Genomic DNA, 24,978 nt, shown 5'->3' on the forward strand with positions numbered 1-24,978 from the left:
TTTGCGACGACGCGATGACCATGGCCTTACGCGCCATCCGTTCGAGGATTTGCATGACGACGAGTTCCAACGCCGCGACCCGACGGAAGCCGCGCGGCGTGCCATCGCCTGCCGGCATCTTCCTGCGTGGTTTCGTCAAGCATCCGGTGATGGTCGGGTCGATCATCCCGTCTTCGAACAAGCTGATCCGCAAGATGCTGGCCCCGATCGACTGGGCCAGCGCCAAGGTGGTGGTGGAATATGGCCCCGGCGTCGGCACCTTCTGCCGCCCGATCCTCGAACGGCTGGCGCCTGATGCGCAGTTGATCGTGATCGATACCAACCCCGACTTCATCGACTATCTGAACGCGACGATCCTCGATTCGCGGTTTTCGGCGGTCCATGGGTCGGCGGCGGATGTCGAGCGGATCGTCGCCGATCATGGTCACCCCCATGCCGATTACGTACTGTCGGGATTGCCATTTTCCACGTTGCCACCGGGTGTCGGCGACAAGATCGCCATGGCGACTCAGGCGGTACTGCGGCCGGGCGGTGCGTTCCTCGTCTATCAGTTCAACCCCCGCGTCCGCGACTTCCTCGACCGCCAGTTCGCGCGGATCGATCACGATACCGAGTGGTGGAACATGCCCCCGGCACAGCTGTGGTGGGCGTGGAAGGACTGACGCGGTAGCATTTCGCGTCGCCGCGCGTTGAGCGCAGGATGACTTCTTCTGCACCCGTCGCGTGGTTGAACGCGGTCGCCACGGCGACCCCGACCCACGACATCCACGACGCCTTTATCGGCTGGGCGCGCAATCGCTTGGCGCCGCGCGAGGTGCGGTTGTTCGATCGCATGGTCGAACGTGCGGGGATCGGTCATCGCTGGTCGGTGCTGCCGATCGGCAGCGACGGCGGGTCGCCGGTCGCGCCCGGCGGCTTCTATGCCGAGGCGATGCCGGGTACCGCCGCGCGGATGGGCATTTATAGCGATGCCGCGCCGACGCTTGCCGTCCGCGCGATCGAATCGCTGGCGGCGCAGATGCCGCTGGGCGGGATCACCCATCTCGTCGTGGCCAGCTGCACCGGCTTCGTCGCGCCGGGCATCGACCAGATCATCGCCGCGCGGCTGAAGCTGTCGCCGCGGGTCGAGCGGCTGCTGGTCGGGTTCATGGGCTGTTACGCCGCGGTCGCCGCGCTGCGCAGTGCGAGGCATATCGTGCGGTCGGAGCCCGACGCACGCGTGCTGGTGGTGACGGTCGAGCTGTCGACGCTGCACCTGCAACCCGCCACCGAACTCGAACCGCTGCTGGCGATGCTGCAATTCGGCGATGGTGCCGCAGCGGCACTGGTGACCGCCAACCCGGCCGGCTTCGCGATCGAGGCCCCGTTCGCCGCGACGCTGCCCGATTCGGCCGAGCTGATCCGTTGGGACATCACCGATGCCGGCTTTGCGATGCATCTGTCGGGCGAGGTGCCGGGCCGGATCGCCACCGCGCTGACCGACCCCGATTTCGCCACCGCCGCGACCGGCGGGCGATCGCTGGGCAGCGTTGATGGCTGGGCGGTGCATGCCGGCGGGCGGTCGATCCTCGACGCGGTCGAGCGCAGCCTGTCGCTGCCACGCCAAGCGCTGGCGGCGTCGCGCGCGGTGCTGGCGGCCAATGGCAACATGTCGTCGGCGACGCTGATGTTCGTGCTGGCAGCGATGCTGGCCGGACCGCCGGTCGCCAACGGCATCGCGCTGGCGTTCGGCCCCGGCCTCGCCGCCGAGGGCTTCGGCTTTCGGAGCGCGGCATGAGCCTTGCGCGGGTCGATGCCGAAGAGTTGATGGACGACCCGTCGCTCGACCCCGCAACCTATGCCGCGGTGCTGCGCGATCTTGCACGGGTGAACACCGTCACGATGGCGGCGCGACCGACGCTGGCGTTTCTCGGGCGCATCGCCCGGCGGGGCGACCGATTGAAGCTGCTCGATGTCGGCTATGGCGATGGCGACATGCTACGCCGGATCGCGCGCTGGGCGGCACGGCGCGGCGTGAAGGCCGAACTGATCGGCATCGACCTGAATCCGCGCAGCGAAGCGATCGCCCGCGCCGATACGCCCGGCGACCTGCCCATCACCTACCGCACCGGCGACTATGCCGATCTGGCGGGCAAAGGCTGGGACGCGGTCGTCTCCAGCCTCGTCGCGCATCACATGACGCGGGCGCAGCTCGTCGCGTTTTTGGCGTTCATGGAGCGGGAGAGCGCGCGCGGCTGGTTCGTCAACGACCTGCACCGCCACCGTTTCGCGCATCGTGGCTATCCGTTGCTGGCGACGCTGGCGCGCTGGCATCCGATCGTCCGCGCCGACGGCACACTGTCGATCGCACGGTCGTATCGTCCCGACGAATGGCCACCCATCCTCGCCGAGGCCGGGGTGCGCGAGGCGGAGGTGCGGCGCATTTTCCCGTTCCGGCTATGCGTCGAACGCCGGCGCTGATCGCGGGCGGCGGCCCCGCCGGGGCGGTCGCGGCGCTGCGATTGGCCCAGGGGGGTGCTGTCCCGCTGCTGTTGGAGCGGTCACGGGGCATGCCGGACGCATTGTGCGGCGGGTTCCTATCGTGGCGGACGCTCGAGTCGCTGGCGTCGGTCGGGATCGATCGTGCGACGCTTGGCGGGCATGTCGTGCGGCGGGTGGTGTTGTTCGCCGGTCGGCGGCGTGCCGAGTCGGCGCTGCCCGCCCCGGCGATCGGCCTGTCGCGACGGCGGCTGGATGCGTTGCTGCTCGACCATGCCATCGCTGCCGGCGCCGGGGTCGAACGTGGCGTGACGATCCGCTCGGCCGACGGCACGACGCTGCATACCAGCGATGGCGCAACGGTGACGGGCACGACGCTGTTCCTCGCCACCGGCAAGCATGAGCTGCGTGGCGCGAGCCGCGATGCGGCGATCGGCGACGATCCGGCGATGGGGGTGCGCGTCCGCGTCGCCCCCCATCCCGCGTTGGCCCGGCTGGTCGGCGACGCGATCGAATTGCACGCCTTTGCCGGCGGCTATGCCGGGCTGGTCGTGCAGGAGGATGGCAGCGCCAATCTGTGCATGGCGCTGCGCCGCTCGCGATTGCGCGCGGCAGGCGACCTGCCGGCGTTGCTGACCGCGCTTGCGGCCGAGTCGCCCGCGCTCGGCGAACGGCTGGCGTTCCTCGGCGATACGCCCACGATCGATGCCATCGCCAACGTCCCCTATGGCTGGCGCACCGGCACCACCACGCCCGGTGTCTACCGGTTGGGCGATCAGGCCGGGGTGATTCCGTCGTTGGCCGGCGAAGGCATGGGCATCGCCATCGCCAGCGCGATCCGCGCCACCGGCCATTGGCGGCACGATGGCGCGGCGGGAGCGGAACGCTACCAACACGACCTCGCCCGCGCGCTGCACCGCCCGATCGCGCTGGCAGGGATGTTGCGGACGCTGGCCGAACATCCCGCAGGACATGGCGCGCTGCTGACGGGCGGGCGGATCGCACCGCTGGTCGCCGCCGCCGCCCGCTGGACCCGGGTTGCATCCGTCAGCCCCGGTTCAGCCAGCCCGGCCTAGCGCGCGCCTTTCCCAATGCGCGGTGCGTCCGGGGCTTGTGCCGCCGGGGGCGGGCGCGGTATCCGGCGCACTCCCATGGCACGCACCCCCCAACGTCCGCAGAAGCAGCCCGCAGCTGCCGCCCCATCCCGCTGGTGGCGCATCCTGCGCTGGGTGCTGGGCATCGGCTTCGGCATTGCCGCGCTGGCGACGATCGCGCTGGTCGTGGCGGTCTACAATGCCAAATCGAACCTGCCGAGCTTCAACCAGCTGAAATCCTCGCCCAATGGACAGATGATCCGGGTGCGTGCCGCCGACGGGTCGATCCTGGTGTCGTTGGGGCCAAGCTATGGCGAATGGGTGCCCTATGCGCAGATCCCGGCGGAGATGCGCGACGCGATGGTGTCGGTCGAGGATCGGCGCTTCCGCTCGCACTGGGGCGTCGATCCGGTGGCGCTGGCGCGCATCACCAAGTTCGCGATCGAGACGCGCGGGACCGGACGACGGCTGCAGGGCGCGTCGACGATCACGCAGCAGGTCGCGCGCACCATCTTCCTGTCGAACAGCTATACGGTCGGGCGCAAGTTCCGCGAAATCATCCTCGCGCTGGCGCTGGAGCGAAAGTTCACCAAGAACCAGATTCTTGAGCTGTATCTGAACAAGGTCTATTTCGGCGGCGGTGCGTACGGTATCGACGCGGCGTCGCGGCGCTTCTTCAACCATCCCGCCACCAGCCTGTCGCTGTCGGAGGCGGCGGTCGTCGCCGGGCTGGTCAAGGCGCCCTCGCGCTATTCGCCGACCGCCGACGCCGAAGCCGCCGTCGGTCGCGCGGGCGTGGTGCTGAAACTGATGCAGGAAACCGGTGCGATCACTGCGGCGCAGGCGATGGATGCCGATCCGCAGGCGATCAAGCTGGCGCCCGAACCGCAGCAGAACAGCGTGCGCTATTTCACCGACTGGGCGCTGCCCCAGCTCGAAACGCTGATCGACGAGACCGAACAGCCGCTCGACGTGTGGACCACGCTCGATCCCGCGATGCAGAAAAGCGCCGATACCGCAATCCGCGCCAACGCCCCCGCCGGGGTACAGGGCGCGCTAATCGCGCTCGACCGCGACGGTGCCGTCAGGGCGATGGTCGGCGGCAAGGACTATGTCTCGTCGATCTACAACCGCGCGACGCAGGCGACGCGCCAGCCGGGATCGGCGTGGAAGCTGTTCGTCTATCTGGCGGCGCTGGAAGCGGGGATGAACCCCGACAGCCAAGTCAACGACGCGCCGGTCACGATCGATGGGTGGAGCCCGCGCAACAGCTCGCGCCGGTTCAGCGGGCAGGTGTCGCTGCGCACCGCCTTCGCCTATTCGCTCAACACCGTATCGGCGCGGCTGGGGCAGGAGGTCGGCTTCGGCACCGTCGCCGACATGGCGAAACGCTTCGGCATCTCAACGCCGATCAACACCCAGCCGGCAATGGTGCTGGGCACCTCCGACGTCCGGCTGATCGACCTGACCCGCGCCTATGCCTCGGTCGCGAGCGGCGGGACGGCGGTTGTGCCCTATGGCATCACCCGCGTCACGGCGGGCGGCGACGTGATCTACCAGCATCAGGTCGACAGTTCGCGCGTGCTGGTCGCGCCCTATGTCGCGCAGCAGATGACCGACCTGCTACAGACCGCGGTCAACACCGGCACCGGCCGCGCGGCACAGATCGGCCGCCCGGTCGCGGGCAAGACCGGCACGACCAGTTCGTACAAGGACGGCTGGTTCATGGGCTTTTCGTCCGGGATCACCACCGGCGTGTGGATGGGCCGCGACGATGCGAAGGCGGTCGGCGGGTTACAGGGCGGCACCGCCCCGGCACGTGCCTTTGCCGCGTTCATGCGACAGGCGGTCGCCAGCCGACCGGTCGAGGAGTTCAATACCAAGGTAACGCTGCCCGAATGGCAGGAAGAGCCCGACGCGGAGAGCTATTACGGCGCGCCCGACGACCGCGTCTATGTCGACCCCGACGGCAATCCGATCGACGCTGCGCCCGCCCCGACCCAGCCCGAAGCCCCGGTCGAGGATGGCGACGTGCCGCCGGCGCCGCAGCAGCAGCGCGTGCCCGACGAACAGCTCGATCAGGACTGGATCGACCGCGCGCTCGGCCGCGGGCAGCGCAGCGAGCAACCGGTCCCGGCGCCGCGCCGCCCGGTTCCCGACCGTCGCCAGCCGCCGCCCGCCGACCGTTACCCGGACGAGGACGCCCGCCCGTACCAGTGAAGCGCCGCCCCCTCGGCGCGCAGCCAGCGGCGGGCATCGTCGGGATCGCCTTCGAACAGGTCGGCGACCAGCGCATGGAAGGCGGGGCCGTGGTGCATGTGTACCCGGTGCGCGACTTCATGCGCAACGGTCGCGCGACGGACAAAACCAGGGGCGAGGAGCAGCCGCCAACTATAGCGGATCGTACCGGCGCCGCTGCAACTGCCCCATCGCGCTTTCGGGTCGCCGATCGCGACGTTGGTTACGGTGACGCCGGCTTTCGCGGCGTAATGGGCTGTGTCTTCGGCAAGGAGGCGTAACGCCTCGCGCTTGAGCCAGCGTTCGATACGGGCGGGGAACTGGTCGATCGGGCCGCCGCAGGTGAGGAGGTCTTCGTCCCCCCCCTCGCCACTGACGTCACCCCAGCGCAGGCTGGGGTCTCCCGGTAACGAAGCGCCCCTCCTCGCCGCAGGAGACCCCAGCCTGCGCTGGGGTGACGGATCAAGTTGAATGTCGGGAACAAGCCGCACCGTCCGCGATGCGCCCTCCTGCCACACCAGCCGCACGGCACGATCCGCCACCGGCACCGCCGCGCCGTCCACGAACGGCCGCCCCTGCGGCAACCGCGCCCGCTGCGCTGCGATCCACTCGGCCTTCTCGCCCGCCCACGCCACTGCCTTGGCCAGCGCCATCCGCTTCGGCACGGTCAACCGCACCCGACCGGTCGCCGGATCGACCGACAACCGCGCGACCCGTGCGCGGGGGTGACGGACGACATCGACCCCGTCGATCACAGCGTCCGGTCGGTCAAATGATGTTCGAGGTCGCCGACATCGTTCTCCGACACGGTCCAGCCGCGCGTCGACTGGCCGGCGGCATGCACGCTCTCCCGGTCGCCGCTGTTGAGATAATGCCAGTCGGGCAAGGGTTTGCCTTCGTTCCGCAACCGATAGGCGCAGGTCGAGGGCAGCCATTCGATGTCGCCGACGTTGCGCGCGTTCAGGCGTACGCATTCGGGCACATAGGCATGGCGGTGGCGATAGTCGCTACACTGGCCCATGCGACGGTCGAGCAGCTTGCACGCGACATTGGTCGCGTGGATTTCTCCGCTATCCTCGTCCTCCAGCTTGTGCAGGCAGCATTTGCCGCAGCCGTCGCACAGCGCCTCCCACTGCGCACGATCGAGCGCAGCGAGCGGCAGCTCTTCCCAGAACCGCCCGCTCACCGGACCCACTTCGCCAGCTCGGCGGCGACCGCCGGGCCGCCCTCGTCCTGCGGCAGCAGCGCGACCGGCTGCCCCTTCGGGTCCATCAGGATCGCGGTGCGGCTATGGTCCATCAGATATTCGCTGGCGCCGGGCGACTGCTGCTTGGCATAGGTCACGCCGTACGCGCGCGCGGCATCGGCGATCGCCTGCGCGCTGCCGGTCAGCCCGACCATACGCGGGTGAAAGGCGGCAACGAACTTGCCGACCACCGCCGGGGTGTCGCGTTCGGGATCGATGGTTACGAAGATCGGCACGACCTTCGCGCCCAGTTCGGGCGACTCGTCCTCGAACGCCTTCACCCCGGCCGCGATATTCTGCACATCGACCGGGCAGACATCGGGGCAATAGGTATAGCCGAAATACATGATGCGCCATTTGCCGGCGAAATCGGTGTCGCGCACGACCTTGCCGGTGGAATCGGTCAGCACGAACGGCCCGCCGATGCGCGCACCGGCCAGCGGCGGCGCTGCGGGCGTTTCGGCCGATCCGCCGCATGCGGCAAGGGCCAGCGCAAGCGCCGGGAGAAGGATACGGGGGATGCTGTTCATGGCGCTGCCAGCCATGATCTGATAGGCGATGCCTTGCAAGTCGCGTAACATCCCAGTGGAGCCCGTTCCCATGCCCGCCATCCGCATCCTCCTCGCCGCCGCGCTGATGCTGCCCGCCGCCGCTGAGGCCCAGCAGATGTCGCCGGGCTACACGTTCCTGAAGGCGATCCGCGACGAGGACGGCAACAAGGTCAACGATATCCTCGGCCAGCCGGGCCAGACGATCATCAATACCAAGGACCGTTCGACCGGCGAAAGCGCGCTGCACATCGTGGCGAAGAACGGCAATCTGACCTATCTGCGCTTCCTGCTCGCCAAGGGCGCCAACCCCAACATCCAGGACAATCGCGGCAATACCCCGGCGTTGCTGGCGGTGGAATCGGGATCGGTCGAGGCGATCCGTGCGCTGTCGGCACGCAAGGCGAATTTGAACCTCGGCAACAGCAGTGGCGAGACCCCGCTGATTCGTGCGGTGCAGCTGCGCAACCTCGACATGGTTCGCGAACTGGTCGCATCGGGCGCCAATCCCGACCAGGCCGACGTGATCGCCGGCCTGTCGGCGCGCGACTATGCCAAGCGCGATACGCGGACGCCGGTGCTGCTCAAGGCGCTGGACGATGCGCCAGCTGCCAAGCCCAAGGCGCCGGTCGCGGGTCCGCGGCTCTAAATCCCGGTCCGGACGTCATCCCAGCGGGAGCTGGGATCGTACGGGACAAGAGCCGCGTGAGGCCCCAGCCTTCGCTGGGGCGACGTCCCGTTCGGATCGGTCGAACATCACGGACATCCGTCATTCCCGCGGAGGCGGGAATCGATAGCCGCTGACGCTTATGCCGGATTCGCCACGTCAGCGCATAGGGACTCCCCCCTGCATGGAGTGATGGAGAGTAGCTATGCGGCGGGCCAACCCCGCCACACCCCAAATCAGAACGGAACGTCGTCGTCGAGGTCCTCGCCGAAGCCGCCGCCGCCGAAATTGCCGCCGCTCTTGTTGCCGCCCGAGTTGAACCCGCCGCCGCGCGAACCGCTGCCGCCGCCACTCTGACCACCGCCATAGCCGCCGCCACCCGAACCGCCGCCGAAATCGTCGCCGCCGCCAAAGTCGCTACCGCCGCGACCACCGCCGCCGCCCTGGCCGCCACCGGGGCCGTCGAGCATCGTCAGCACGCTGTTGAAGCCCTGCAGCACGATTTCGGTGCTGTACTTGTCCTGGCCCTGCTGATCCTGCCACTTCCGCGTCTGCAGCTGGCCTTCGATATAGACCTTCGAACCCTTGCGCAGAAACCGCTCGGCGACGTTGGCGAGGCCTTCGTTGAAGATCGCGACCGAATGCCATTCGGTCTTTTCCTTCTTCTCGCCGGTGTTGCGGTCCTTCCACGACTCCGACGTCGCGATGCGCAGGTTCACGACCTTGCCGCCATTCTGGAACGACCGCGATTCCGGGTCGCGGCCCAGATTGCCCACGAGGATGACTTTATTGACGCTGCCGGCCATGGCGCAGTTCTCCGAGAAAGATATAGCTCGGCTTCCTATGCCAGCGCGCGGCGCGACGCCAGAGGTTGCCGAAGCGGGGACAGGCGTTCATCGTACCGCGATGGGCGACGTCATCAACCTCAACCGCTTTCGTAAAGGTCGCGACAAGGGCGCCCGTGCGCAGGAGGCCGACGCCAACCGCCGCAAGTTCGGCCGGACCAAGGCGGAAAGGACGGCCGAGGAGCAGGACGAGGCGCGGCACAAGGCGCTGCTCGACGGGGCGAAGCGCGAGGACTAGCGCCGGCCGGGCAACGCTCGTCATTCCCGCGAAGGCGGTAGTCCATTGCCGCTGACGGTCCTGATAGAGCCGCTATCGCTGCGTCTATGGACTCCCACCTTCGCCGGAGTGACGATGCGGTCGGCGGCGTCCCTACCCCAGCCCGAAGGCGACCGCCGTCCAATAGGTCGCGCCTGCCGCAATATAGGCCAGCGCGAACAGATAGCCGATCATCACCAGCGGCCATTTCCAGCCATTGGTCTCCCGCCGGGCCACCGCGATCGTCGACAGGCACTGCGGCGCGAACACGAACCATGCGAGGAAGGCGAGTGCGGTGGCGAGGCTCCACCGGCCGGCCAGTCGCCCGCCCAGTTCCTGCGCACCCTGTTCCTCGTCGGCGGCATCGATCGCATAAACGGTCTGCAGCGCCGACACCGCGACCTCGCGCGCCGCCATCGCCGGGATCACCGCCAGCGACATTTCGTGGTTGAAGCCGATCGGCCTGAGCACGACCTCCAGCCCCGACGCGATGCGCCCGGCGATCGAATATTCCGACTGCTTCACCCCGGCCGGCGCGACCGGATAGGAGGTGAGCAGCCACAGCGCGACCGTCACCTGCAGGATGATCGTGCCCGCGCGGCGCAGGAAGACATAGGCGCGCTGCCACAACCCGATCGCGATGTCGCGGATCGACGGCAGCTGATAGCGCGGCATTTCCATCAGGAACCCGCCGCCCACGCCCTTGGTCGCGGTCCGACGCAGCACGAACGCCGCCAGCACCGCACCGATGATCCCGGTCAGGTACAGCACCAGCAGCACCAGCCCCTGCAACCCGATCCCCGGCAGCACCTGTCGCGCCGGAATGAACGCGCCGATGATGACGGCATAGACGGGCAGTCGCGCCGAACAGGTCATCAGCGGCGCGATCAGGATCGTGGTCAGCCGTTCCTTGGGATCGTCGATCGACCGCGTCGCCATGATGCCGGGAATAGCGCAGGCGAACGACGACAGCAGCGGAATGAACGCCCGGCCCGACAGGCCGACGCCGCTCATCAACCGGTCCATCAGGAACGCGGCGCGCACCATATAGCCCGACGCCTCGAGCAGCAGGATGAACACGAACAGGATCAGGATCTGCGGCAGGAACACCACCACCGATCCGACGCCGTTGATGACGCCCTGTACCAGCAGATCGCGCAGGAACCCGCCGGGCAGGGTCGCGACCGCGGTGTCGGCGAGCCAGCCCTGCGCGCCCTCGATCCAGCCGATCGGCGCTTCGGACCAGCTGAACACCGCCTGGAACATTACGAACAGGATGACGAGCAGCAGGATCGGGCCGATCACGGGATGCAGCGCCACCCGGTCGAGCCCGCGCGTAACGGCCCGCATCCGCGGCTGTTCGACGGTCGCGGCGCGTGAAATCCGCCGCGCCTCGCGCTGAAAATGGCGGATATCGGTTTCGACCGAGTCGGCCGGTGCCGTTCGCGGCGCGGTGGCGAGGATGCCGGCCAGCGCGGCGCGCAGTTCGTCCAGCCCGCGCTTGCGCACCGCCACCGTCGCGACGACGGGGATGCCCAGTTCGGCGGACAGCGCATCGAGGTCGATCTTCAACCCGTCGCGCGTCGCCATGTCGATCATGTTAAGCGCGAGCACCATCGGCCGCCCCAGTGATTGAAGCTGCAGGACGAAGCGCAGGTGGTTGTCGAGATTGGTGGCGTCGGCCACGACGATCATCGCATCGGGCACCCGCTCGCCGCTCTGCCGCCCCAGCACCACGTCGCGCGTGACCGCTTCGTCGGGGCTGGACGGATCGAGACTGTAGGTGCCGGGCAGGTCGACCAGCTCGACCGGACGCCCGTCGTTGAGCGCGAGGCGGCCCGAATGGCGCTCCACCGTCACGCCGGGATAATTGCCGACCTTCTGCCGTGCGCCGGTCAGCGCGTTGAACAGCGCGGTCTTGCCGGCATTGGGATTGCCGACCAGCGCAACCAGAGGTGCGGGGTTCACGTGAAGGTCAGCCGTCAGCCCGCCAGCGGCGCGACACGGATCGCGCCCGCGACATGCGCCCGCAGCGCCACCGTCATCCGCCCGATCCGGCAGGCCAGCGGACCGCCGCCCAGCATCGCGCGGTGCAGCAATTCGATATCGACGCCCTCATCCAGTCCGAATTCGCGCAACCGGCGCGCTTCGGACGGCGACATGCGGTCCCATTCGACCGACGCGACCGTCGCCCGGCAGGTGCGGGGCAGCTGGGTAAGGTGCAGGTTGGGCGACAACATTGCGACTAATTAGCAATAAGCCCGTGTCTTGGGAAGCGGATTCTTTGCTCGCTGCGACGGACTATACCGCCGGGTAGCGCAACCGGCCGATGAAGCGCGACAGGCTCAACCGCCGCTCCGGATCGCGCGACGTGAGGATGCGGCCCTTGAACTTTTCGAAGCGCATGATGCCGTCGATCCGTCGCGACAGGAACGCGCGGGTATCGGTATGGCCGCCGCTCTCGTCGTCGAGGAACACCGCGATCGTCGCGGCATAGACCGCGCCGAGCATCGCCCGCTTGGTATAATGGTTGTAATCGGTCGCGCTATCGCCGGCCAGCCGCCACATCAGGTCGACGGTGCGCCAGCCCAGCCGCGTCGCGCGCGCGACATTCTGCGGCATGGCAAGGATCGCCAGTGCGCGGCGCAACGCCTCGCGCTCGCCCGCCACCGCCGCCAGCCGTGCCTCGACCAGCGCGGTGATGCGCTCGCGAATCTTCATTGCCGACAACCGCTCGGCCGGCAGCGCCGCGATCATCTGCCGGTCGACCTCGGCGAACCACGCATCGATCATGTCGACCGCGCCACTGGCAAAGGCCAGCCGCGCGACGTCGGCGTCCGCGCCGAAGGTCTGCGCCGCCGCCTCGACCGCCTTGTCGCTCCAACCGTCGAATGCGGCATTGGCGGCGACCAGCGGCGCCAGTGCGGCGCGCAGTTCGTCGAGCGTCAGGTCGGCAGGTGCCAGCGGGGCCATCGCGTCCTCCATCATGCATTCCTAGCTAGGGTGCAGAGGAGGGAACGGCAACAGCGGAACCCGCGCCCGTCCGGTACGCTATGCCGGATGAACCCGCACCAGAAAGGAACGCCGTGATGTCGGATGCCCGCGAAGCCACGCTGTATCGCATGGTCCTGCCCGACCACACCTGCCCGTTCGGGGTGAAGGCCAAGCAGTTGCTGCAATCGGCAGGATATACGGTGGACGACCATATCCTGCGCAGCCGCGAAGAGGTCGATGCGTTCAAGGCGGAACAGGGCGTCGACACCACGCCGCAGGTGTTCATCGACGGCGAACGGATCGGCGGCAGCGACGATGTGGAGCGCTACCTCGCCCGGCAATGACGGCAGACGTCGCGACCGGCCTCTCTCCGCAAGCCTCTCACCCGAAGATAGCGTTTGGCCTGCCTGGCGATCGGCCTATAGGCGGGCCTCTACGCCGTACCGGGGAGTTTTCATGCCGTTCCGTTCGCTGGTCGCCCAGCCCGCCGACTCGTTGCTTCGCCTGATCGGGGCGTTCCGCGCCGATCCCCGTCCGCACAAGATCGATTTGGGGGTCGGCGTGTTCCGCGACGATCACGGCCATACCCCGGTGATGCAGGCGGTGAAGCAGGCGGAAATGCGCCTGATCGCGACGCAGGACAGCAAGGCGTATCTGGGGCCGGAGGGCGACAAGGGCTTCGTCGCGCTGCTCGAACCCTTGGTGTTCGGTCGCGGCTTTCCGGCCGAGCGCCGCTGCGGGTTGCAGACGCCGGGCGGCACCGGCGCGCTGCGGCTGGGCGCCGAGCTGCTGGCGAAGGCCGGGGTGCGTCGCATCCTGGTCGGCCAGCCGAGCTGGGCCAATCACGCACCCGTCTTTGCCGCCGCCGGCATCGTCGTCGTGCCTCATGCGATGTTCGACACCGCCGCACAGACGATCGACCTGCCCGCGATCCGTGCCGCGATCGGCCAAGCCGAGGCAGGCGACGCGATCCTGCTCCACGGTTGCTGCCACAACCCGATGGGGATCGATCCGACCGCCGACGACTGGCGCGCGATCGCCGCCGCCATCGCCGACAGCCGGCTCGTGCCGTTCATCGACCTCGCCTATCAGGGGCTGGGCGACGATATGGAGAGCGACGCGGCGGGCACGCGTATCGTGCTCGACGCGGTGCCGTTCGGCCTCGTCGCCTATTCGTGCGACAAGAATTTCGGGCTGTACCGCGAACGGACCGGCGCGCTGTGGGCGACCGCCCCCGACGACGACGCACGCGAGATCGTGCTGTCGAACCTGCTGGCGCTGGCGCGCGCCAACTGGTCGATGCCGCCCGACCATGGTGCTGCGGCGGTACGGATCGTGCTGGAGGACGAACGCCTTGCCGCCGACTGGCGCGGCGAGCTCGACGCGCTGCGCACCCGGTTGCAGCGGCTGCGCGGCGAACTGGCGGCGCTGGGGCAGGTCGGATCGGTCGATCTCGCGCCGCTGGCCAAGGGCAAGGGCATGTTCGCCACGCTGCCGCTGAACCCGGCGCAGATCGAATGGCTGCGCGCGACGCACGGCATCTACATGGCGGGGTCCGGCCGGATCAACATCGCCGGTTTCGCGCCGGGCGACATCGCGCGCTTCGGCGAGGCGCTGGTCGATCTGGGCCGCGCCGGTATCGCCTGACGATCGATCCGAAGCGGCGCTTTCCGTAGTGCGAAAGACCGTTGCGGAGCGGCAACGGTCGCGATAGCCTGTCCGGACCATAAGCTGGGGGGCTGTATGAAACGGAGGATCGCCATTGTCGGTGCGGCATGGCTGGCGCTGGTTGCCATGCCGGCAGGCGCTCAGGAACGCACCGCGGTGAAGGCAGGGTTCGAACTGCCCAGCGGCAGCGGGAAGACCATCCTCGTCCTCCGCCCGACCGTATCGGTCGGCGCGCAATCGACCGGCGGGATGTTCGAACCCAATGGCGACTGGACCGACCAGGCGCGCCGCAACATCGAAGCGGCGCTGACCGAACAGCAGCAGCGCATCGGCAACCGCGTCGTCGCGGCGCCCGAAAGCTATGGCGCCGATGCGCAACTGGTCGAGGAATATGCCGCGCTGTTTGCCGCCGTCTCGCAATCGGTGATCGACTACCAGTTTTTCGTCGGCAACCGGCTGCCGACCAAGAAGCGCGACAACAAGGCGAACGTGTTCGACTAGTCGCTGGGCAGCGGTATCGCCGCGCTGCCGGGCGCCAAGGACGCCGACTATGCGCTGTTCCTGTACAATAAGGACGCGTACGGATCGACCGGGCGCAAGCTGTTGCAGGTCGTCGCGCTGCTGGGCCCCGGCATCGCGGTCAAGTCGGGCGAGCATGCCGGCTATGCCGGGCTGGTCGACCTGCGCACCGGCGAGTTGCTGTGGCTGAACGCCGACAATGCGATGGGCGGCGACGTCCGCATGCCCGAGGGCGCACAGAAGCGCGTTGGCCAGTTGCTTGAGGGCCTTCCCGGCAGCACGCCCGCCTCCGCCGCCACGGCAACACCGGTCGTCACGGCGCAGCGGTGAAGCGGCTCGCAAAGGGCGCGGCAGGGCTGTGCGCCCTGCTCGCCATCGCGGCCGCCCCGCCCAAACCGGGCGCCGCACCGCCACCCCCGCCCTATGCCGGCGTCTACCAGCCGCAAGGCGTCGACGAGATCGGCTTCTGGCGCGAGGCGGACGAGGACGAACGCGCGCTGGCCAATGCGCCCGAAGTGATCCGTGACGAGGCGCTCAACGCCTATGTCCGCGGCGTGTTGTGCAGCACGGTCGGCAAGGATCGCTGTGCGGCGACCCGCATCTACCTGCTGCGCACCCCGGTCTTCAACGCCAGCATGACGCCCAACGGGACGATGCGGGTGTTCAGCGGGCTGTTGCTGCGCGTCCGCAACGAGGCGGAACTGGGCGCGATCCTCGGCCATGAATTCGGCCATTTCGAACTGCGCCACAGCCTCGCCAAGTTCAAGGCACGCCGGACGGGCAGCGACCTGCTCAGTTGGGCGGCGGTGTTCGCGTCGATGTCGCCGGGTTATCAGACGCGGTCGAACTTCAACGACCTGCAATGGTCGGTCTATGGCAACCTCTATCGCTACGATCGCAACACGGAACGCGAGGCCGACCTGCTGGGTCTGGGCTATCTCAATGCTGGCACGCTACGCCCGCAGGCGGCGGCCAGCGTGTGGCGCAATGTGATGGCGGAGGGCGAGGCGTCGTCACGCGCCCGCGGCCTGTCGAAGCCGCGGTTCGACCAGCTCGCCTTTACCGCGTCGCACCCGCCCAGCGCGGAACGCGCGCTGACGCTGGCGGCGTTGGCCGATCCGGGCGGTGAAGCGCGTGACGACGGGGCGGCGCGCTATGCGATGGCGCTGGCGCCTTGGTTGCCGATGTTCCTTGACGACCAGATCAAGCTCAACGATTTCGGCGCCAGCGACTTCCTGATCGCCGAACTGGCCAAGAATGGCTGGACCGCACCGCTGTGGCTGGCACGCGGCGAACTGTACCGCGCCCGCGGCAATCCCCGCGACCTCGTCATTGCCGCCGAATTCTACACCAACGCGACCACCGCCGACCCAGAGCTGGCCGATGCGTATCGCGGCCTTGGCCTGTCGCTGCTCAAGACCAGGCGCCCCAGCGAAGGGCGCGTGGCGCTGCGCCGCTATCTCATCCTCAAACCCGATGCGAAGGATGCCGGCATGATCGCGATGCTGGCGCCGGCCGACCCCAGGGAGCCATGACCATGTCCACCCGACCGATCCGTACCGCCGCGCTGTCGCTGGCCGCCGCCGCCCTGCTCGCCGTGCCCGTCGCTGCCAATGGCTATCGCGAAAAGGGCAAGGTGGTGACGATCGCCGGTTCGACGCTCAGCGTCGCACCACCGCGCGACTGGAACCTGTTGTCGATCCGTCCGGGCAAGAAGGCGGAGACATGGACGCTTGACGGCGAACGGCTGAACGAGATCACCTGGTATGCCGGGATCGCGCCCGACGAACCGCTGATCCGCGAGACCAGCCGCAAGCACAAGCCGCTGCCTCGGCTAAAGCAATCGACGCTGATCGCCGAAATCCCCGAACTGCTGGAAGCGACCTATCGCACCGAGCGCTCGGTCGCCGATTTCGAGCTGACCTCGGCAAAGCCCGATCCGTTCCTCGGGCAACCGGGCATCCGCTTCACCTATGCCTATGTCGACAACGACCATCTGCCGCGCCGGGGCGAGGCCCGCGCGGCGCTGATCGGCGGGCGGCTGTACCTCGCGACCTTCGATGCGCCGCGGCAGTATTTCTTCGACCGCTCGCTCGCCGATTTTCGCGCGCTGACCGACGCAGCAACGCTGTCATAGACCGAATCCAGCCATCGAAACGAACGTCATCCCAGCGCAGGCTGGGATATCCCGGTTGTAGCGAGCGACAGGAACCGCGCGAGGCCCCAGCCTACGCTGGGGCGACGTTCTTGGGCGAATGGCGTCGGGCGCCCGCCCTCACCGTTCCGGCGAACGCCGCGCGCTGACGATTGCCAGCGCCGCCGCGACCAGCACCGCGCCCAGCGCGTCCATCGTCCCCAGCCGCTCGCCATAGGCCGCCCAGCCGATCGTGCCGCCGACCAGCGGTTGCAGCAGCAGCGCCAGCCCGACGACCAGCGGGCTGAGATGGCCGAGCGCATAGATCATCAGCCCCTGCCCCGCGATCTGGCTGACCAGCGCCAGCGCCAGCAGCGGCGTCCAGTCCTGCGGCATGATCCGCTCCCCCAGCGCCATGGCGAGGAACAGCAATGGCAGCACGCCGGCAAGGCTGGAGAGCGCCAGCGCGGGGAGCGGCGCCATCGTCCGCCGCACGCCGCGCATCGCGATGAAATAGACCGCGTAAAGCACGCCGGCGAGCAGGCAGAACAAATCGCCCGCCAGGTTGCGCGACGACAGTTCGGCGGAGCGGCCGAGCAGCAACATGCCGCCGATTGCCGCCAGCAGCAGCGCCATTCCCTGCGCCCGCGTCGGCCAGCGCCGCATCGCGATGAAGCCATAGATCGGGAAGATCAGCACCGCGCAATTGCCGAACAGCGTGGCGTTGGCCAGCGTCGTCCGATGGATGCCGATATGCCAGCTGCCCAGATCGGCGGCAAAGGCGATCCCGCCGATCAGCAGCGGTACCAGCAACGCTCCGCCCCGCAGCATCGCCCGCCGGTCGGTCCATGCCCCCACCGCCAGCAACACCGGCAGCGCCAGTGCGATCCGCCAGAATCCCGCGGCGACCGGCCCGGTATCCGCCATGCGCACGAACCACGGCCCGAACGCCAGCGCGATATTGGCGACCACGACGGCGACGATCGCGCCGCGTGGCGTTCTTTGTGACAGGATATTATTTGTTTCAGGCGTTACCGGCTGCATGAGGTCCCCTACCGCCCTATCTTTTCGCAGTCGCCTGTATTTCCATTACCCTCAGGAGTTTTCGTATAATGCCCAGCCTGTTCGATCCGATTACCCTGGGGGATATCGCCGCGCCCAACCGCGTGCTGATGGCGCCGCTGACCCGTGGGCGCGCGACGCGCGAGCATGTGCCGACCGCGATCATGGCGGAATATTATGCCCAGCGCGCGTCCGCCGGCCTGCTCATTTCCGAAGGGACCGGCATCAGCCGCGAAGGGCTGGGCTGGCCGTTCGCGCCGGGGCTGTGGACCGACGAACAGGTCGAAGCGTGGAAGCCGATTACTGACGCGGTCCACGCCGCCGGCGGCCGGATCGTGACGCAGCTGTGGCATATGGGCCGGGTGGTCCATCCCGATTATCTGGACGGTGCCGCACCGCTGTCGTCGTCGGACACGACCGCGCCGGGCAAGGCGCATACCTATGACGGCAAGAAGCCGTACGAAGCCGCGCGCGCCGCGACGCGCGACGATATCGCCCGCGTCCTCGACGATTATGCGCGTGCGGCGCGCAATGCGAAGGCCGCCGGGTTCGATGGCGTGCAGCTGCACGCCGCCAATGGCTATCTGATCGACCAGTTCCTGCGCGACGGCGCCAACCTGCGCGACGACGATTACGGCGGCAGCCCGGAGAACCGCATCCGCCTGCTCGGCGAAGTCGTCGACCGGCTGATCGGCGAAGTGGGCGCCGGGCGCACCTCGGTCCGCTTCTCGCCCAATGGCGATACGCAGGGCGTGATCGACAGCGATCCGGCGTCGGTCTTCGTGCCTGCCGCCAGGCTGCTGTCGGACAAGGGCATCGGCTTCCTCGAACTGCGCGAACCAGGCCCCGACGGCACGTTCGGCAGCGCGACCCAGCCGCGCGTGTCGCCCGAGATCCGCAAGGTCTTTGCCGGCCCGCTGGTCCTGAACCAGGACTATGACGGTGCCAACGCGCAGGCCGAACTGGATGGCGGCGTCGCCGATGCGATCGCGTTCGGCCGGCCGTTCCTTGCCAATCCCGACCTGCCCGCACGGCTGGAACAGGGCGCGCCGCTCACGAAGGACGAGATGGCGACGTGGTATTCGCACGGGCCGGAGGGGTATACCGACTATCCGACGCTGGCGCACGAAGTGGCCTGACCGAACCCGTACGTCACTCCCGCGCAGGCGGGAGTCCATACACGCTGACGTCGTGATCGCGTCGCATCGTTGGCGTCTATGGATTCCCGCCTGCGCGGGAATGACGAAGCGGAGCTACCCGCACCGCACCGTCGCCGTCCCCTGCGTCCGGCATTTGGGCGTGCCCGCGACGCTGACCGCGCCCGATCCCAGCGCGGTCACGTCGGCGGTGTAGCGGGCGCGGTAGGTGCCGCCGCCCGCCCCCTCGCTGCGCACCAGCAGCGTGTCGATCGCGAGGTTCGCGGCGTCGACGGTGCCGGGGCCGTTGACCATGAAGCGCCCCTGCCCGCCGCGCCCGGCCAGCGTCAGCTTGCCCGCGCCGATCACCATCGCGCTGAACTGGGTGGCGTCGACCGCGCCGACCTCGATCATACCGTCGCCGGTCAGCGCGATGTCGACGCGCGGGCCGGTCATACGATCGACGCGCAACCGCCCCGATCCGCGTACCGCCGCGCCGACGATGCGGTCGCTCGACAGCTCGATGGCGAGCGGGCGGGCCGATGCCTGTTCGGGGCGGCCGCGATCGTCGCGTGTCGGGGCGACGACCAGCGTCTGCCCGTCGACGCGGACCTGCACCGCATCGATCGCGGCGGGATCGCCGACGACGCGCCCGGATACCGACGATCCCGCCGTCACCGTGACGGTGAACGGCCCGTCGATCCGCACCCGGTCGAACCCGGTCAGCATCAGCCGCTTCTCGGCCTCGGGCGGCGAAGCGGGCGCGAGCAGCGCGGCGGCGATCAGGGCAGCGAACATCCCCCTGCATCCCCCGCCGCAGCGCCTTTGGCAAGCGGCGCGATTACTGCGCAGGCGCGACCGGAGCGGCAGCCTTGGGCTTCACATAGCGATCGAGCCAGTCGGTCATCTGCCACAGCGTTTCGCCGGTCGATTCGAGCGCGCGATAGCCATGCGCTTCGTTCGGCAGCACGACATAGCGGACCGTCGCGCCATTGCCCTTCAACGCCGCATACATCCGCTCCGACTGGATCGGGAAGGTGCCACTATTGTCGTCCGCCGCACCGTGGATCAGCAGGATCGGCTCCTTGATCCGGTTGGCATAGGTGAACGGGCTCATCTCGGTATAGGTCGGCGTCGCCTGCCAATAGGTGCGCTGTTCCGCCTGGAACCCGAACGGGGTCAGCGTGCGGTTATACGCACCCGACCGGGCGATGCCGGCGCGGAACAGATCGGTGTGTGCCAACAAGTTTGCGGTCATGAACGCGCCATAGCTGTGCCCGCCCACCGCCATGCGGGTGCGGTCGCCGATGCCCAGCTTCACCACCGCGTCGACCGCCGCCTGCGCATCCTCCCGCAGCTGCTTCACATAGGTATCGTTGGCCTCCGCCCCGCCTTCGCCGATGATCGGCATCGCCGGGTTGTCGAGGATCGCATAGCCCTGCGTCAGCAGGAAAAGGTGGCTGATCCCGCGTGGGCGGACGAAGCGGTTGCCCTGATCGACCGTCTGCCCGGCAACCTTCGCATCGGTATATTCGGCCGGATACGCCCAGAGCAGCGTCGGTAGCGGCCCGTCGCGCTTCGCGTCATAGCCGGCGGGCAGGTACAGCGATCCCGACAGCGGCAGGCCGTCGGCGCGGTTATAGGTGATCGTCTGCTGCTTCACCCCGGCAAAGACCGGCGCGGGATCGGCGAAGTCAGTGATCGGCCGCGCCTTACCGCCTTTCACCCCACGCAGCATGTAATTGGGGGCGAGCTTCGCGCTTTCGCGCCGGGTCAGCATCCGTGTGCCCTGGTCGTCGAGCAGCGCCACGACGGTTTCGTAATAGGGCGCCTGCGCGGTCCACAGCCGCTTCTGCTCGCCGCCGGCGACGGGCATCAGGCCAAGGAACGGGAAGGCGCCCGCCTTGGTCGCGCCATCACCGGTCATGTAGACCGCGTCGCGCGCCGGCGTAAAGCGCATCACCGGCTTGCCCGCCGCATTCTCCTCGGTCATCGGCATGCCGGGGTCGCCATATTGGTCCTGATAGTTGCGCGTCAGCAGCGCGCGGGTCTGGCCCGGCCGCGCTGGCGACACGCCGATGCGGTGTTCGGTGCGCGTGCGCCATTCGCGGTCGACGACCAGCGCGAAATCGTCATTGCCCCACAGGATGCCGCCATAGCGTGCCGGGGTCTGCGCCAGTTCGACCGGTGCGGCGGAAAACGGTGCGCTCTGCATCAGGATGCGGTCGTGGAACGCGACCTTCGCCTTGGGATCGCCGCCGTCCAGCGCCTCAGCCCACACCAACGTCGCAGGCGCGTCGGCCCGCCACGTCGCCTCGCGCGGGCCTTTCACCGTCGCGTCGAAATCGACCGGCAGGTCGTCGGCGAGCGGCCGGTCGACCAAGGTCTTCACCGGCTGTCCGTCGATCGTCACCACGGCGATCTCGGTCGGGAAATAGCTGGCGGGCAGCAAATAGGAATAGGGCCGCTTCAACCGTTCGGTCAGCAGGTAGCGACCATCGGGCGACACGCTGAAATCGGTGATCAGCCCCGGCTGCCCGATCGGGCGCGCGGTGCCGGCAAGGTCGATTCGCACCAGCTGCCCGGTGAAATAATGGTCGAACAGCGCCTCGTCATAGGCGTTGCGCAACAAATCCTCATAGGTGCGCGCCGCCGACATACGGCCCATGCTCTCCTGCACCACCGGCCCGGCGGGCGTGGTGGAGGCGACCGGTGCCGCGCCACGGCCGGTCGGGACGACATAGGCGATCAAGGCCTGACTGTCGGGCGTCCACGCGAACGGCGTGCCCAACGTGCCGTTCAGCCCGCTCGCCACCCGCCGCGCGGCGCCGCTCCGCTCGGCGATCCACAGCGACAGCCCGTTCGGCTCCTGTGCATAGAAAGCCAGCCGCGCACCGTCGGGCGACCAGTCGGGCGCGGCGAAGCGCGTGCCCGCGGGCAGTTGCACCTCCACCGTGCGACCGGTCGCGATATCCTTGAAGCCCAGCGCATTGAGCCACTGGACCCGCATCTCCGCCTGCCCGTTGGTCGCGGGATCGATGCGATAGCCGGCAAGGCGCAGGATCGGCTTCGACAGATTGGCGATGCTCGGCAGGTTCTCGCGCCCGAGGATGGCAAGCGTGCGGTGATCGGGGCTGACCGCGACCGCCGGGGTCGGCGGAGCTTCGAGGATTTTGGCGATCGCATCGGGTGCCCGGTGATAGGCGGTGCCCGGCTCCTGCGCCGAAGCGGTGGAGGCGAGCAGGAAAGCAACCAGACAGGCACCGACGCGCATGCATAACCCCTTATTGTCGTTTGGGGCATCCTGCCACGCGCGCCGCGCCTCCGCCAGCCGTGCGGCGGTGCCTCAGCCCGTACGGAACACCGTCTTCAGGTTCATGAACTCGTGCAGCCCGAACGGTCCGAGCTCGCGGCCATGGCCCGATCGCTTGATGCCGCCGAACGGCGCCTCGGGCGACGATGCCAGCATCTGGTTGATCGCGGTCATCCCCGCTTCGATATCGCGGACGAAGCGGTCCTGCTCACCCTCATCATTGGTCCATACCGACGATCCGAGGCCGAAGGGGATGTCATTGGCGATGCGGATCGCGTCGTCGATATCGGCAGCGCGGAACAACATCGCGATCGGTCCGAAGATTTCCTCGGCCATCAGCGGACTGTCGGGGGATATGTCGGTTAGGATACCGGCGGTCAGATAGGCGCCGGGCAGGTCGGGCCGTTCGCCGCCGACCAACAGTGTCGCGCCCTGCCGCTTCGCCTCGGCGATCTGCTCGATCACCGTATCGCGCTGTTCGAAGCTCGACAGCGGCCCCATGTCGCTGGCCGGGTCCATCGGGTCGCCCGCCTGCACCGCGCGCATCGCGTCGGCGAATTTGGCGAGGAACGCGTCGTAAATATCGGCATGCACGATCATCCGCTTGCCGCAGATGCACGACTGGCCGCTATTCTGCACCCGTGCCGTCACCGCCGCCTTCACCACGGCGTCGAGATCGGCCGACGGCATCACCACGAACGGGTCCGACCCGCCCAGTTCCAGCACGACCTTCTTCAAGTGGCGCCCGGCCTGTTCGGCAACCGCGACGCCCGCCCCCTCGCTGCCGGTCAGCGTCACCGCGACGACCCGGTCGTCGGCGATGATGTCGCCGACCGCGTCCGACCGGATGGCGAGGTTCTGGAACAGCCCCTCGGGCGCACCGGCATCGCGCACCATCTCCTCCATCAGCCCGGCAACGCCCTGCACGATGCTGGCATGTTTGAGCAGGCCGACATTGCCCGCAAGGATAGTGGGCGCGAGGAAGCGTACCGCCTGCCAATAGGGGAAGTTCCACGGCATGATCGCCAGCACCGGCCCCTGCGGCAGCCAGTTCACTTCGGCGGTGCCACCATTGCCCAACGGGTAGGATTGCGGTTCGAGCATCGCCGGCCCGTGTTGCGCATAATGGCGGAACGCGGCGGCGCATTTCTCCACCTCGGCCACCGCCGATTTCAGCGTCTTGCCCATTTCCTGCGTCGCCATCCGCGCCAGCCGGTCCTTGTTCGCGTCGTAGCGATCGGCGATCCGTTCGAGCAGCGCGACGCGATCCGCGATCGGCGTCGTCCGCCACGCAGCATAGGCCTGTGCCGCCAGCGCCAGCTTCGCCTCGACCTCCGGCGCGCTCAGGACGGGATGGGTCGCGATCTGCTGACCGGTCGCGGGATTGACGCTTTTGAACATGGCGGGCCCTCGAATTAGTGTCCGGCGAACCGGAATCGGCATCAGAACGTCGCTGCGCCATGCACGGTTGCAGCAAGCGGCGATCGCCATTTGCCAAGCATTGGCGTGGATTGCGCGACTCTGGCGGCAAATCCCACATCTACGTTTGTAGTCTTTGCGTAAGTCATTGTAATTGCTTATCGCGAAAAACTGGCACGGTCGCTGCAATGTAGTTGGCATCACCGGAAACAACCCGGAACGCACAGGGAGACAGCATCATGACCGCCATCCGTTTCGCCACTTCGATCGTCCTCGGCCTCGTCGCAACCACCTCGGCCTTCGCCGCCGAACCCAATGCCGCCCCGACCCCGGCACCCAGCCCGGTCGCCGCCGCATCGGCCGCCGCACTGCCGCTGACCGTTACCCTTGCCGCCGGTCCCGCCGCGGTCGCTTACAAGGCATCGCCGAACGCCCGCTACTGCTTCCGCAACGAAGTCACCGGGTCGCGCATCCTGAAGACCAGCTGCAAGACCCGCGGCGAATGGGAAGCGACCGGGGTCGATCTCGACGCGGCACTCGCCGGCCGCTGATCCGCCCGCCATCGACGACAACGGCCGTACCCGGTGGGTGCGGCCGTTGTCCTATGGGGTAGCTCTGCACCAGGGACCGGGTATTTCGGCACGATTTCGCCCCCGATCCGCCGGTGATATCGTTGCGGCATGAGCAAATCGACCCGACCCGACCAGATGTTGCGCCCTGCCGGCGAAGAACGCGACTATTTGCTCCAGCGCGCCGAAGTGCATCGCCAAATCGCTGAAAATACAGCGGAAGGTGAAGCGCGCATGATCCATGACCGTTTGTCTCGCCTGTATGAAGAACAGGCCGCGCTGGTCGCGATGGTACTTACTGACTAGCGATCCCGGCAAATATACCAGGAACACGAACCCCTTCGATCGGTTGATGCGCCCTGACATGGCGATCTGGGCGGCCCGGCATTTCGCCGGCCGCCCCATTTTCTGAAGGACCGTTCGAAGTGAACAAGGACGAATTCGAAGGCGGCCTGCGCTATGCCGGCGGCAAGGTCGAAAAGGCCGTGGGCGACACGGTGAACAGCCGCGACTGGCAGGTCAACGGCGTGGTCGATCAGGTCGCGGGCGGCGCGCAGCACAGCTATGGCCGCGTCCGCGCGATCGTCGAGGATGCGATCGACAGCGCCCCGGCGCTGGCCGAATCGGCGCGCGACAAGCTGAAGACCGCCGGGCGCCAGGTCGCCGACACGGCGCATAAAGGCGGCACCGCCGCCGCGCGCACCGTCGAGGACAGTCCGCTGCTATTGGCGGTCGGTGCCGCGATTATCGGCTATGGCGTCGCCTGGCTCCTGCACGGACGTCGCGGCTGAG

The 24,978-nt window shown here is 68.2% G+C and carries 28 protein-coding genes; 17 read left to right on the plus strand and 11 right to left on the minus strand.

Going from position 1 to position 24,978, the window contains the following annotated elements:
• Positions 1-53: 53 nt before the first annotated feature.
• The 5 genes from MF610_RS10565 to MF610_RS10585 all read left to right on the plus strand — a co-directional run bounded on the left by MF610_RS10565 (position 54) and on the right by MF610_RS10585 (position 5,792).
• Positions 54-662, plus strand: coding sequence for a class I SAM-dependent methyltransferase (locus tag MF610_RS10565; RefSeq protein WP_242196051.1), 609 nt, complete (start codon positions 54-56; stop codon positions 660-662).
• Positions 663-700: 38 nt separating this feature from the next.
• Entirely contained in the window at positions 701-1,777 is a 1,077-nt protein-coding gene (locus tag MF610_RS10570) for a type III polyketide synthase (protein WP_242196054.1), read from the plus strand.
• Positions 1,774-2,460: a methyltransferase domain-containing protein gene (locus MF610_RS10575; RefSeq protein WP_242196057.1), complete on the plus strand. Its 687-nt coding sequence runs from the start codon at positions 1,774-1,776 to the stop codon at positions 2,458-2,460. Before MF610_RS10570 ends, MF610_RS10575 begins: the two co-directional genes overlap by 4 nt.
• On the plus strand, positions 2,439-3,554 hold the full coding sequence (locus MF610_RS10580; RefSeq protein ID WP_242196060.1) for an NAD(P)/FAD-dependent oxidoreductase: 1,116 nt from the start codon (positions 2,439-2,441) through the stop codon (positions 3,552-3,554). The genes MF610_RS10575 and MF610_RS10580 overlap by 22 nt, the downstream gene beginning before the upstream one ends.
• Before the next feature lie 75 nt (positions 3,555-3,629).
• On the plus strand, positions 3,630-5,792 hold the full coding sequence (locus MF610_RS10585) for a transglycosylase domain-containing protein (protein ID WP_242196063.1): 2,163 nt from the start codon (positions 3,630-3,632) through the stop codon (positions 5,790-5,792).
• On the opposite strand, the gene MF610_RS10590 is transcribed toward MF610_RS10585, so the two are convergent.
• From MF610_RS10590 to MF610_RS10600, 3 genes are read right to left on the minus strand one after another with little or no spacing between them, the layout of a single operon-like run.
• Positions 5,759-6,565, minus strand: a complete 807-nt coding sequence (locus tag MF610_RS10590; RefSeq protein ID WP_242196065.1) for a M48 family metallopeptidase — start codon at positions 6,563-6,565, stop codon at positions 5,759-5,761. The two genes, MF610_RS10585 and MF610_RS10590, sit on opposite strands and share 34 nt — an antisense overlap.
• Positions 6,562-7,005, minus strand: coding sequence for a YcgN family cysteine cluster protein (locus MF610_RS10595; RefSeq protein WP_242196068.1), 444 nt, complete (start codon positions 7,003-7,005; stop codon positions 6,562-6,564). The genes MF610_RS10590 and MF610_RS10595 overlap by 4 nt, the downstream gene beginning before the upstream one ends.
• A complete protein-coding gene (locus MF610_RS10600; RefSeq protein ID WP_242196071.1) occupies positions 6,993-7,601 on the minus strand; it encodes an SCO family protein in 609 nt (202 codons plus the stop codon). The genes MF610_RS10595 and MF610_RS10600 overlap by 13 nt, the downstream gene beginning before the upstream one ends.
• Before the next feature lie 55 nt (positions 7,602-7,656).
• On the opposite strand from MF610_RS10600, the gene MF610_RS10605 reads away from it, so the two are divergent.
• On the plus strand, positions 7,657-8,253 hold the full coding sequence (locus tag MF610_RS10605) for an ankyrin repeat domain-containing protein (RefSeq protein WP_242196074.1): 597 nt from the start codon (positions 7,657-7,659) through the stop codon (positions 8,251-8,253).
• A 254-nt stretch (positions 8,254-8,507) separates the two neighbouring features.
• Here MF610_RS10605 and ssb read toward each other — a convergent pair whose 3' ends face one another.
• On the minus strand, positions 8,508-9,077 hold the full coding sequence (gene ssb, locus MF610_RS10610; protein WP_242196077.1) for a single-stranded DNA-binding protein: 570 nt from the start codon (positions 9,075-9,077) through the stop codon (positions 8,508-8,510).
• 37 nt (positions 9,078-9,114) lie between these two features.
• Here ssb and MF610_RS10615 point away from each other — a divergent pair, with 37 nt between their 5' ends.
• Positions 9,115-9,354, plus strand: coding sequence for a DUF4169 family protein (locus MF610_RS10615; protein ID WP_339328520.1), 240 nt, complete (start codon positions 9,115-9,117; stop codon positions 9,352-9,354).
• Between the two features lie 132 nt (positions 9,355-9,486).
• Here the strand turns inward: MF610_RS10615 and feoB are convergent, their stop codons facing one another.
• The 3 genes from feoB to MF610_RS10630 all read right to left on the minus strand — a co-directional run bounded on the left by feoB (position 9,487) and on the right by MF610_RS10630 (position 12,360).
• Positions 9,487-11,340: a ferrous iron transporter B gene (gene feoB, locus MF610_RS10620; protein ID WP_242196080.1), complete on the minus strand. Its 1,854-nt coding sequence runs from the start codon at positions 11,338-11,340 to the stop codon at positions 9,487-9,489.
• Between the two features lie 14 nt (positions 11,341-11,354).
• Positions 11,355-11,612: a FeoA family protein gene (locus tag MF610_RS10625; protein WP_242196083.1), complete on the minus strand. Its 258-nt coding sequence runs from the start codon at positions 11,610-11,612 to the stop codon at positions 11,355-11,357.
• 61 nt (positions 11,613-11,673) lie between these two features.
• Complete coding sequence (locus MF610_RS10630) at positions 11,674-12,360, minus strand: COQ9 family protein (RefSeq protein ID WP_422635942.1); 687 nt, start codon at positions 12,358-12,360, stop codon at positions 11,674-11,676.
• 101 nt (positions 12,361-12,461) lie between these two features.
• Between MF610_RS10630 and MF610_RS10635 the strand changes: the two genes are divergently transcribed.
• From MF610_RS10635 to MF610_RS10655, 6 genes are all read left to right on the plus strand, one after another.
• Positions 12,462-12,710 (plus strand): glutaredoxin domain-containing protein, encoded by a 249-nt coding sequence (locus MF610_RS10635; protein ID WP_242196087.1) that lies wholly within the window; start codon positions 12,462-12,464, stop codon positions 12,708-12,710.
• A 112-nt stretch (positions 12,711-12,822) separates the two neighbouring features.
• Positions 12,823-14,013, plus strand: a complete 1,191-nt coding sequence (locus MF610_RS10640; RefSeq protein WP_242196089.1) for an aromatic amino acid transaminase — start codon at positions 12,823-12,825, stop codon at positions 14,011-14,013.
• Between the two features lie 96 nt (positions 14,014-14,109).
• Positions 14,110-14,535, plus strand: a complete 426-nt coding sequence (locus MF610_RS19160) for a hypothetical protein (protein ID WP_339328521.1) — start codon at positions 14,110-14,112, stop codon at positions 14,533-14,535.
• A gap of 102 nt (positions 14,536-14,637) precedes the next feature.
• Complete coding sequence (locus MF610_RS19165; RefSeq protein ID WP_339328522.1) at positions 14,638-14,883, plus strand: hypothetical protein; 246 nt, start codon at positions 14,638-14,640, stop codon at positions 14,881-14,883.
• The gene (locus tag MF610_RS10650; protein ID WP_242196092.1) at positions 14,880-16,088 is read left to right on the plus strand and encodes a M48 family metalloprotease; all 1,209 of its coding nucleotides are present in this window, start codon (positions 14,880-14,882) and stop codon (positions 16,086-16,088) included. Before MF610_RS19165 ends, MF610_RS10650 begins: the two co-directional genes overlap by 4 nt.
• 2 nt (positions 16,089-16,090) lie before the next feature.
• A complete protein-coding gene (locus MF610_RS10655) occupies positions 16,091-16,690 on the plus strand; it encodes a hypothetical protein (protein ID WP_242196094.1) in 600 nt (199 codons plus the stop codon).
• Between the two features lie 138 nt (positions 16,691-16,828).
• Here the strand turns inward: MF610_RS10655 and MF610_RS10660 are convergent, their stop codons facing one another.
• Positions 16,829-17,731 carry a DMT family transporter gene (locus tag MF610_RS10660; RefSeq protein WP_242196096.1) on the minus strand — a complete coding sequence of 301 codons (903 nt, stop codon included), beginning with the start codon at positions 17,729-17,731 and terminating at the stop codon, positions 16,829-16,831.
• 68 nt (positions 17,732-17,799) lie between these two features.
• Here MF610_RS10660 and MF610_RS10665 point away from each other — a divergent pair, with 68 nt between their 5' ends.
• Positions 17,800-18,888, plus strand: a complete 1,089-nt coding sequence (locus MF610_RS10665) for an alkene reductase (RefSeq protein ID WP_242196098.1) — start codon at positions 17,800-17,802, stop codon at positions 18,886-18,888.
• A 114-nt stretch (positions 18,889-19,002) separates the two neighbouring features.
• Here MF610_RS10665 and MF610_RS10670 read toward each other — a convergent pair whose 3' ends face one another.
• The 3 genes from MF610_RS10670 to MF610_RS10680 form a co-directional block, all read right to left on the minus strand.
• Positions 19,003-19,683, minus strand: coding sequence for a GIN domain-containing protein (locus MF610_RS10670; protein ID WP_242196100.1), 681 nt, complete (start codon positions 19,681-19,683; stop codon positions 19,003-19,005).
• Positions 19,684-19,726: 43 nt separating this feature from the next.
• Positions 19,727-22,159 (minus strand): alpha/beta hydrolase family protein, encoded by a 2,433-nt coding sequence (locus tag MF610_RS10675; protein WP_242196102.1) that lies wholly within the window; start codon positions 22,157-22,159, stop codon positions 19,727-19,729.
• Positions 22,160-22,231: 72 nt separating this feature from the next.
• A complete protein-coding gene (locus MF610_RS10680) occupies positions 22,232-23,599 on the minus strand; it encodes an NAD-dependent succinate-semialdehyde dehydrogenase (RefSeq protein WP_242196103.1) in 1,368 nt (455 codons plus the stop codon).
• A gap of 257 nt (positions 23,600-23,856) precedes the next feature.
• Here MF610_RS10680 and MF610_RS10685 point away from each other — a divergent pair, with 257 nt between their 5' ends.
• The 3 genes from MF610_RS10685 to MF610_RS10695 all read left to right on the plus strand — a co-directional run bounded on the left by MF610_RS10685 (position 23,857) and on the right by MF610_RS10695 (position 24,977).
• Positions 23,857-24,168 carry a hypothetical protein gene (locus MF610_RS10685; RefSeq protein WP_242196105.1) on the plus strand — a complete coding sequence of 104 codons (312 nt, stop codon included), beginning with the start codon at positions 23,857-23,859 and terminating at the stop codon, positions 24,166-24,168.
• Positions 24,169-24,297: 129 nt separating this feature from the next.
• Complete coding sequence (locus tag MF610_RS10690; RefSeq protein WP_242196107.1) at positions 24,298-24,492, plus strand: hypothetical protein; 195 nt, start codon at positions 24,298-24,300, stop codon at positions 24,490-24,492.
• 119 nt (positions 24,493-24,611) lie between these two features.
• On the plus strand, positions 24,612-24,977 hold the full coding sequence (locus tag MF610_RS10695; RefSeq protein WP_242196108.1) for a CsbD family protein: 366 nt from the start codon (positions 24,612-24,614) through the stop codon (positions 24,975-24,977).
• Position 24,978 lies beyond the last annotated feature (1 nt).

Source organism: Sphingomonas hankookensis, assembly GCF_022664465.1.
In the GTDB taxonomy this organism is placed as follows: domain Bacteria; phylum Pseudomonadota; class Alphaproteobacteria; order Sphingomonadales; family Sphingomonadaceae; genus Sphingomonas; species Sphingomonas hankookensis.

Bases quoted from the DNA above. Each gene is read 5' to 3' on its own strand.
- MF610_RS10625 (WP_242196083.1), bottom strand. From the start codon at position 11,612: ATGTTGTCGCCCAACCTGCACCTTACCCAGCTGCCCCGCACCTGCCGG.
- MF610_RS10630 (WP_422635942.1), bottom strand. From the start codon at position 12,360: ATGATGGAGGACGCGATGGCCCCGCTGGCACCTGCCGACCTGACGCTC.
- MF610_RS10675 (WP_242196102.1), bottom strand. From the start codon at position 22,159: ATGCGCGTCGGTGCCTGTCTGGTTGCTTTCCTGCTCGCCTCCACCGCT.
- MF610_RS10690 (WP_242196107.1), top strand. From the start codon at position 24,298: ATGAGCAAATCGACCCGACCCGACCAGATGTTGCGCCCTGCCGGCGAA.
- MF610_RS10680 (WP_242196103.1), bottom strand. From the start codon at position 23,599: ATGTTCAAAAGCGTCAATCCCGCGACCGGTCAGCAGATCGCGACCCAT.
- ssb (WP_242196077.1), bottom strand. From the start codon at position 9,077: ATGGCCGGCAGCGTCAATAAAGTCATCCTCGTGGGCAATCTGGGCCGC.
- MF610_RS10640 (WP_242196089.1), top strand. From the start codon at position 12,823: ATGCCGTTCCGTTCGCTGGTCGCCCAGCCCGCCGACTCGTTGCTTCGC.
- MF610_RS10655 (WP_242196094.1), top strand. From the start codon at position 16,091: ATGTCCACCCGACCGATCCGTACCGCCGCGCTGTCGCTGGCCGCCGCC.
- MF610_RS10580 (WP_242196060.1), top strand. From the start codon at position 2,439: ATGCGTCGAACGCCGGCGCTGATCGCGGGCGGCGGCCCCGCCGGGGCG.
- MF610_RS10670 (WP_242196100.1), bottom strand. From the start codon at position 19,683: ATGTTCGCTGCCCTGATCGCCGCCGCGCTGCTCGCGCCCGCTTCGCCG.
- MF610_RS10585 (WP_242196063.1), top strand. From the start codon at position 3,630: ATGGCACGCACCCCCCAACGTCCGCAGAAGCAGCCCGCAGCTGCCGCC.
- MF610_RS10660 (WP_242196096.1), bottom strand. From the start codon at position 17,731: ATGCAGCCGGTAACGCCTGAAACAAATAATATCCTGTCACAAAGAACG.
- MF610_RS10565 (WP_242196051.1), top strand. From the start codon at position 54: ATGACGACGAGTTCCAACGCCGCGACCCGACGGAAGCCGCGCGGCGTG.
- MF610_RS10575 (WP_242196057.1), top strand. From the start codon at position 1,774: ATGAGCCTTGCGCGGGTCGATGCCGAAGAGTTGATGGACGACCCGTCG.
- MF610_RS10615 (WP_339328520.1), top strand. From the start codon at position 9,115: ATGCCAGCGCGCGGCGCGACGCCAGAGGTTGCCGAAGCGGGGACAGGC.
- MF610_RS10635 (WP_242196087.1), top strand. From the start codon at position 12,462: ATGTCGGATGCCCGCGAAGCCACGCTGTATCGCATGGTCCTGCCCGAC.
- MF610_RS10685 (WP_242196105.1), top strand. From the start codon at position 23,857: ATGACCGCCATCCGTTTCGCCACTTCGATCGTCCTCGGCCTCGTCGCA.
- MF610_RS10665 (WP_242196098.1), top strand. From the start codon at position 17,800: ATGCCCAGCCTGTTCGATCCGATTACCCTGGGGGATATCGCCGCGCCC.
- MF610_RS10570 (WP_242196054.1), top strand. From the start codon at position 701: ATGACTTCTTCTGCACCCGTCGCGTGGTTGAACGCGGTCGCCACGGCG.
- MF610_RS19160 (WP_339328521.1), top strand. From the start codon at position 14,110: ATGAAACGGAGGATCGCCATTGTCGGTGCGGCATGGCTGGCGCTGGTT.
- MF610_RS10600 (WP_242196071.1), bottom strand. From the start codon at position 7,601: ATGGCTGGCAGCGCCATGAACAGCATCCCCCGTATCCTTCTCCCGGCG.
- MF610_RS10605 (WP_242196074.1), top strand. From the start codon at position 7,657: ATGCCCGCCATCCGCATCCTCCTCGCCGCCGCGCTGATGCTGCCCGCC.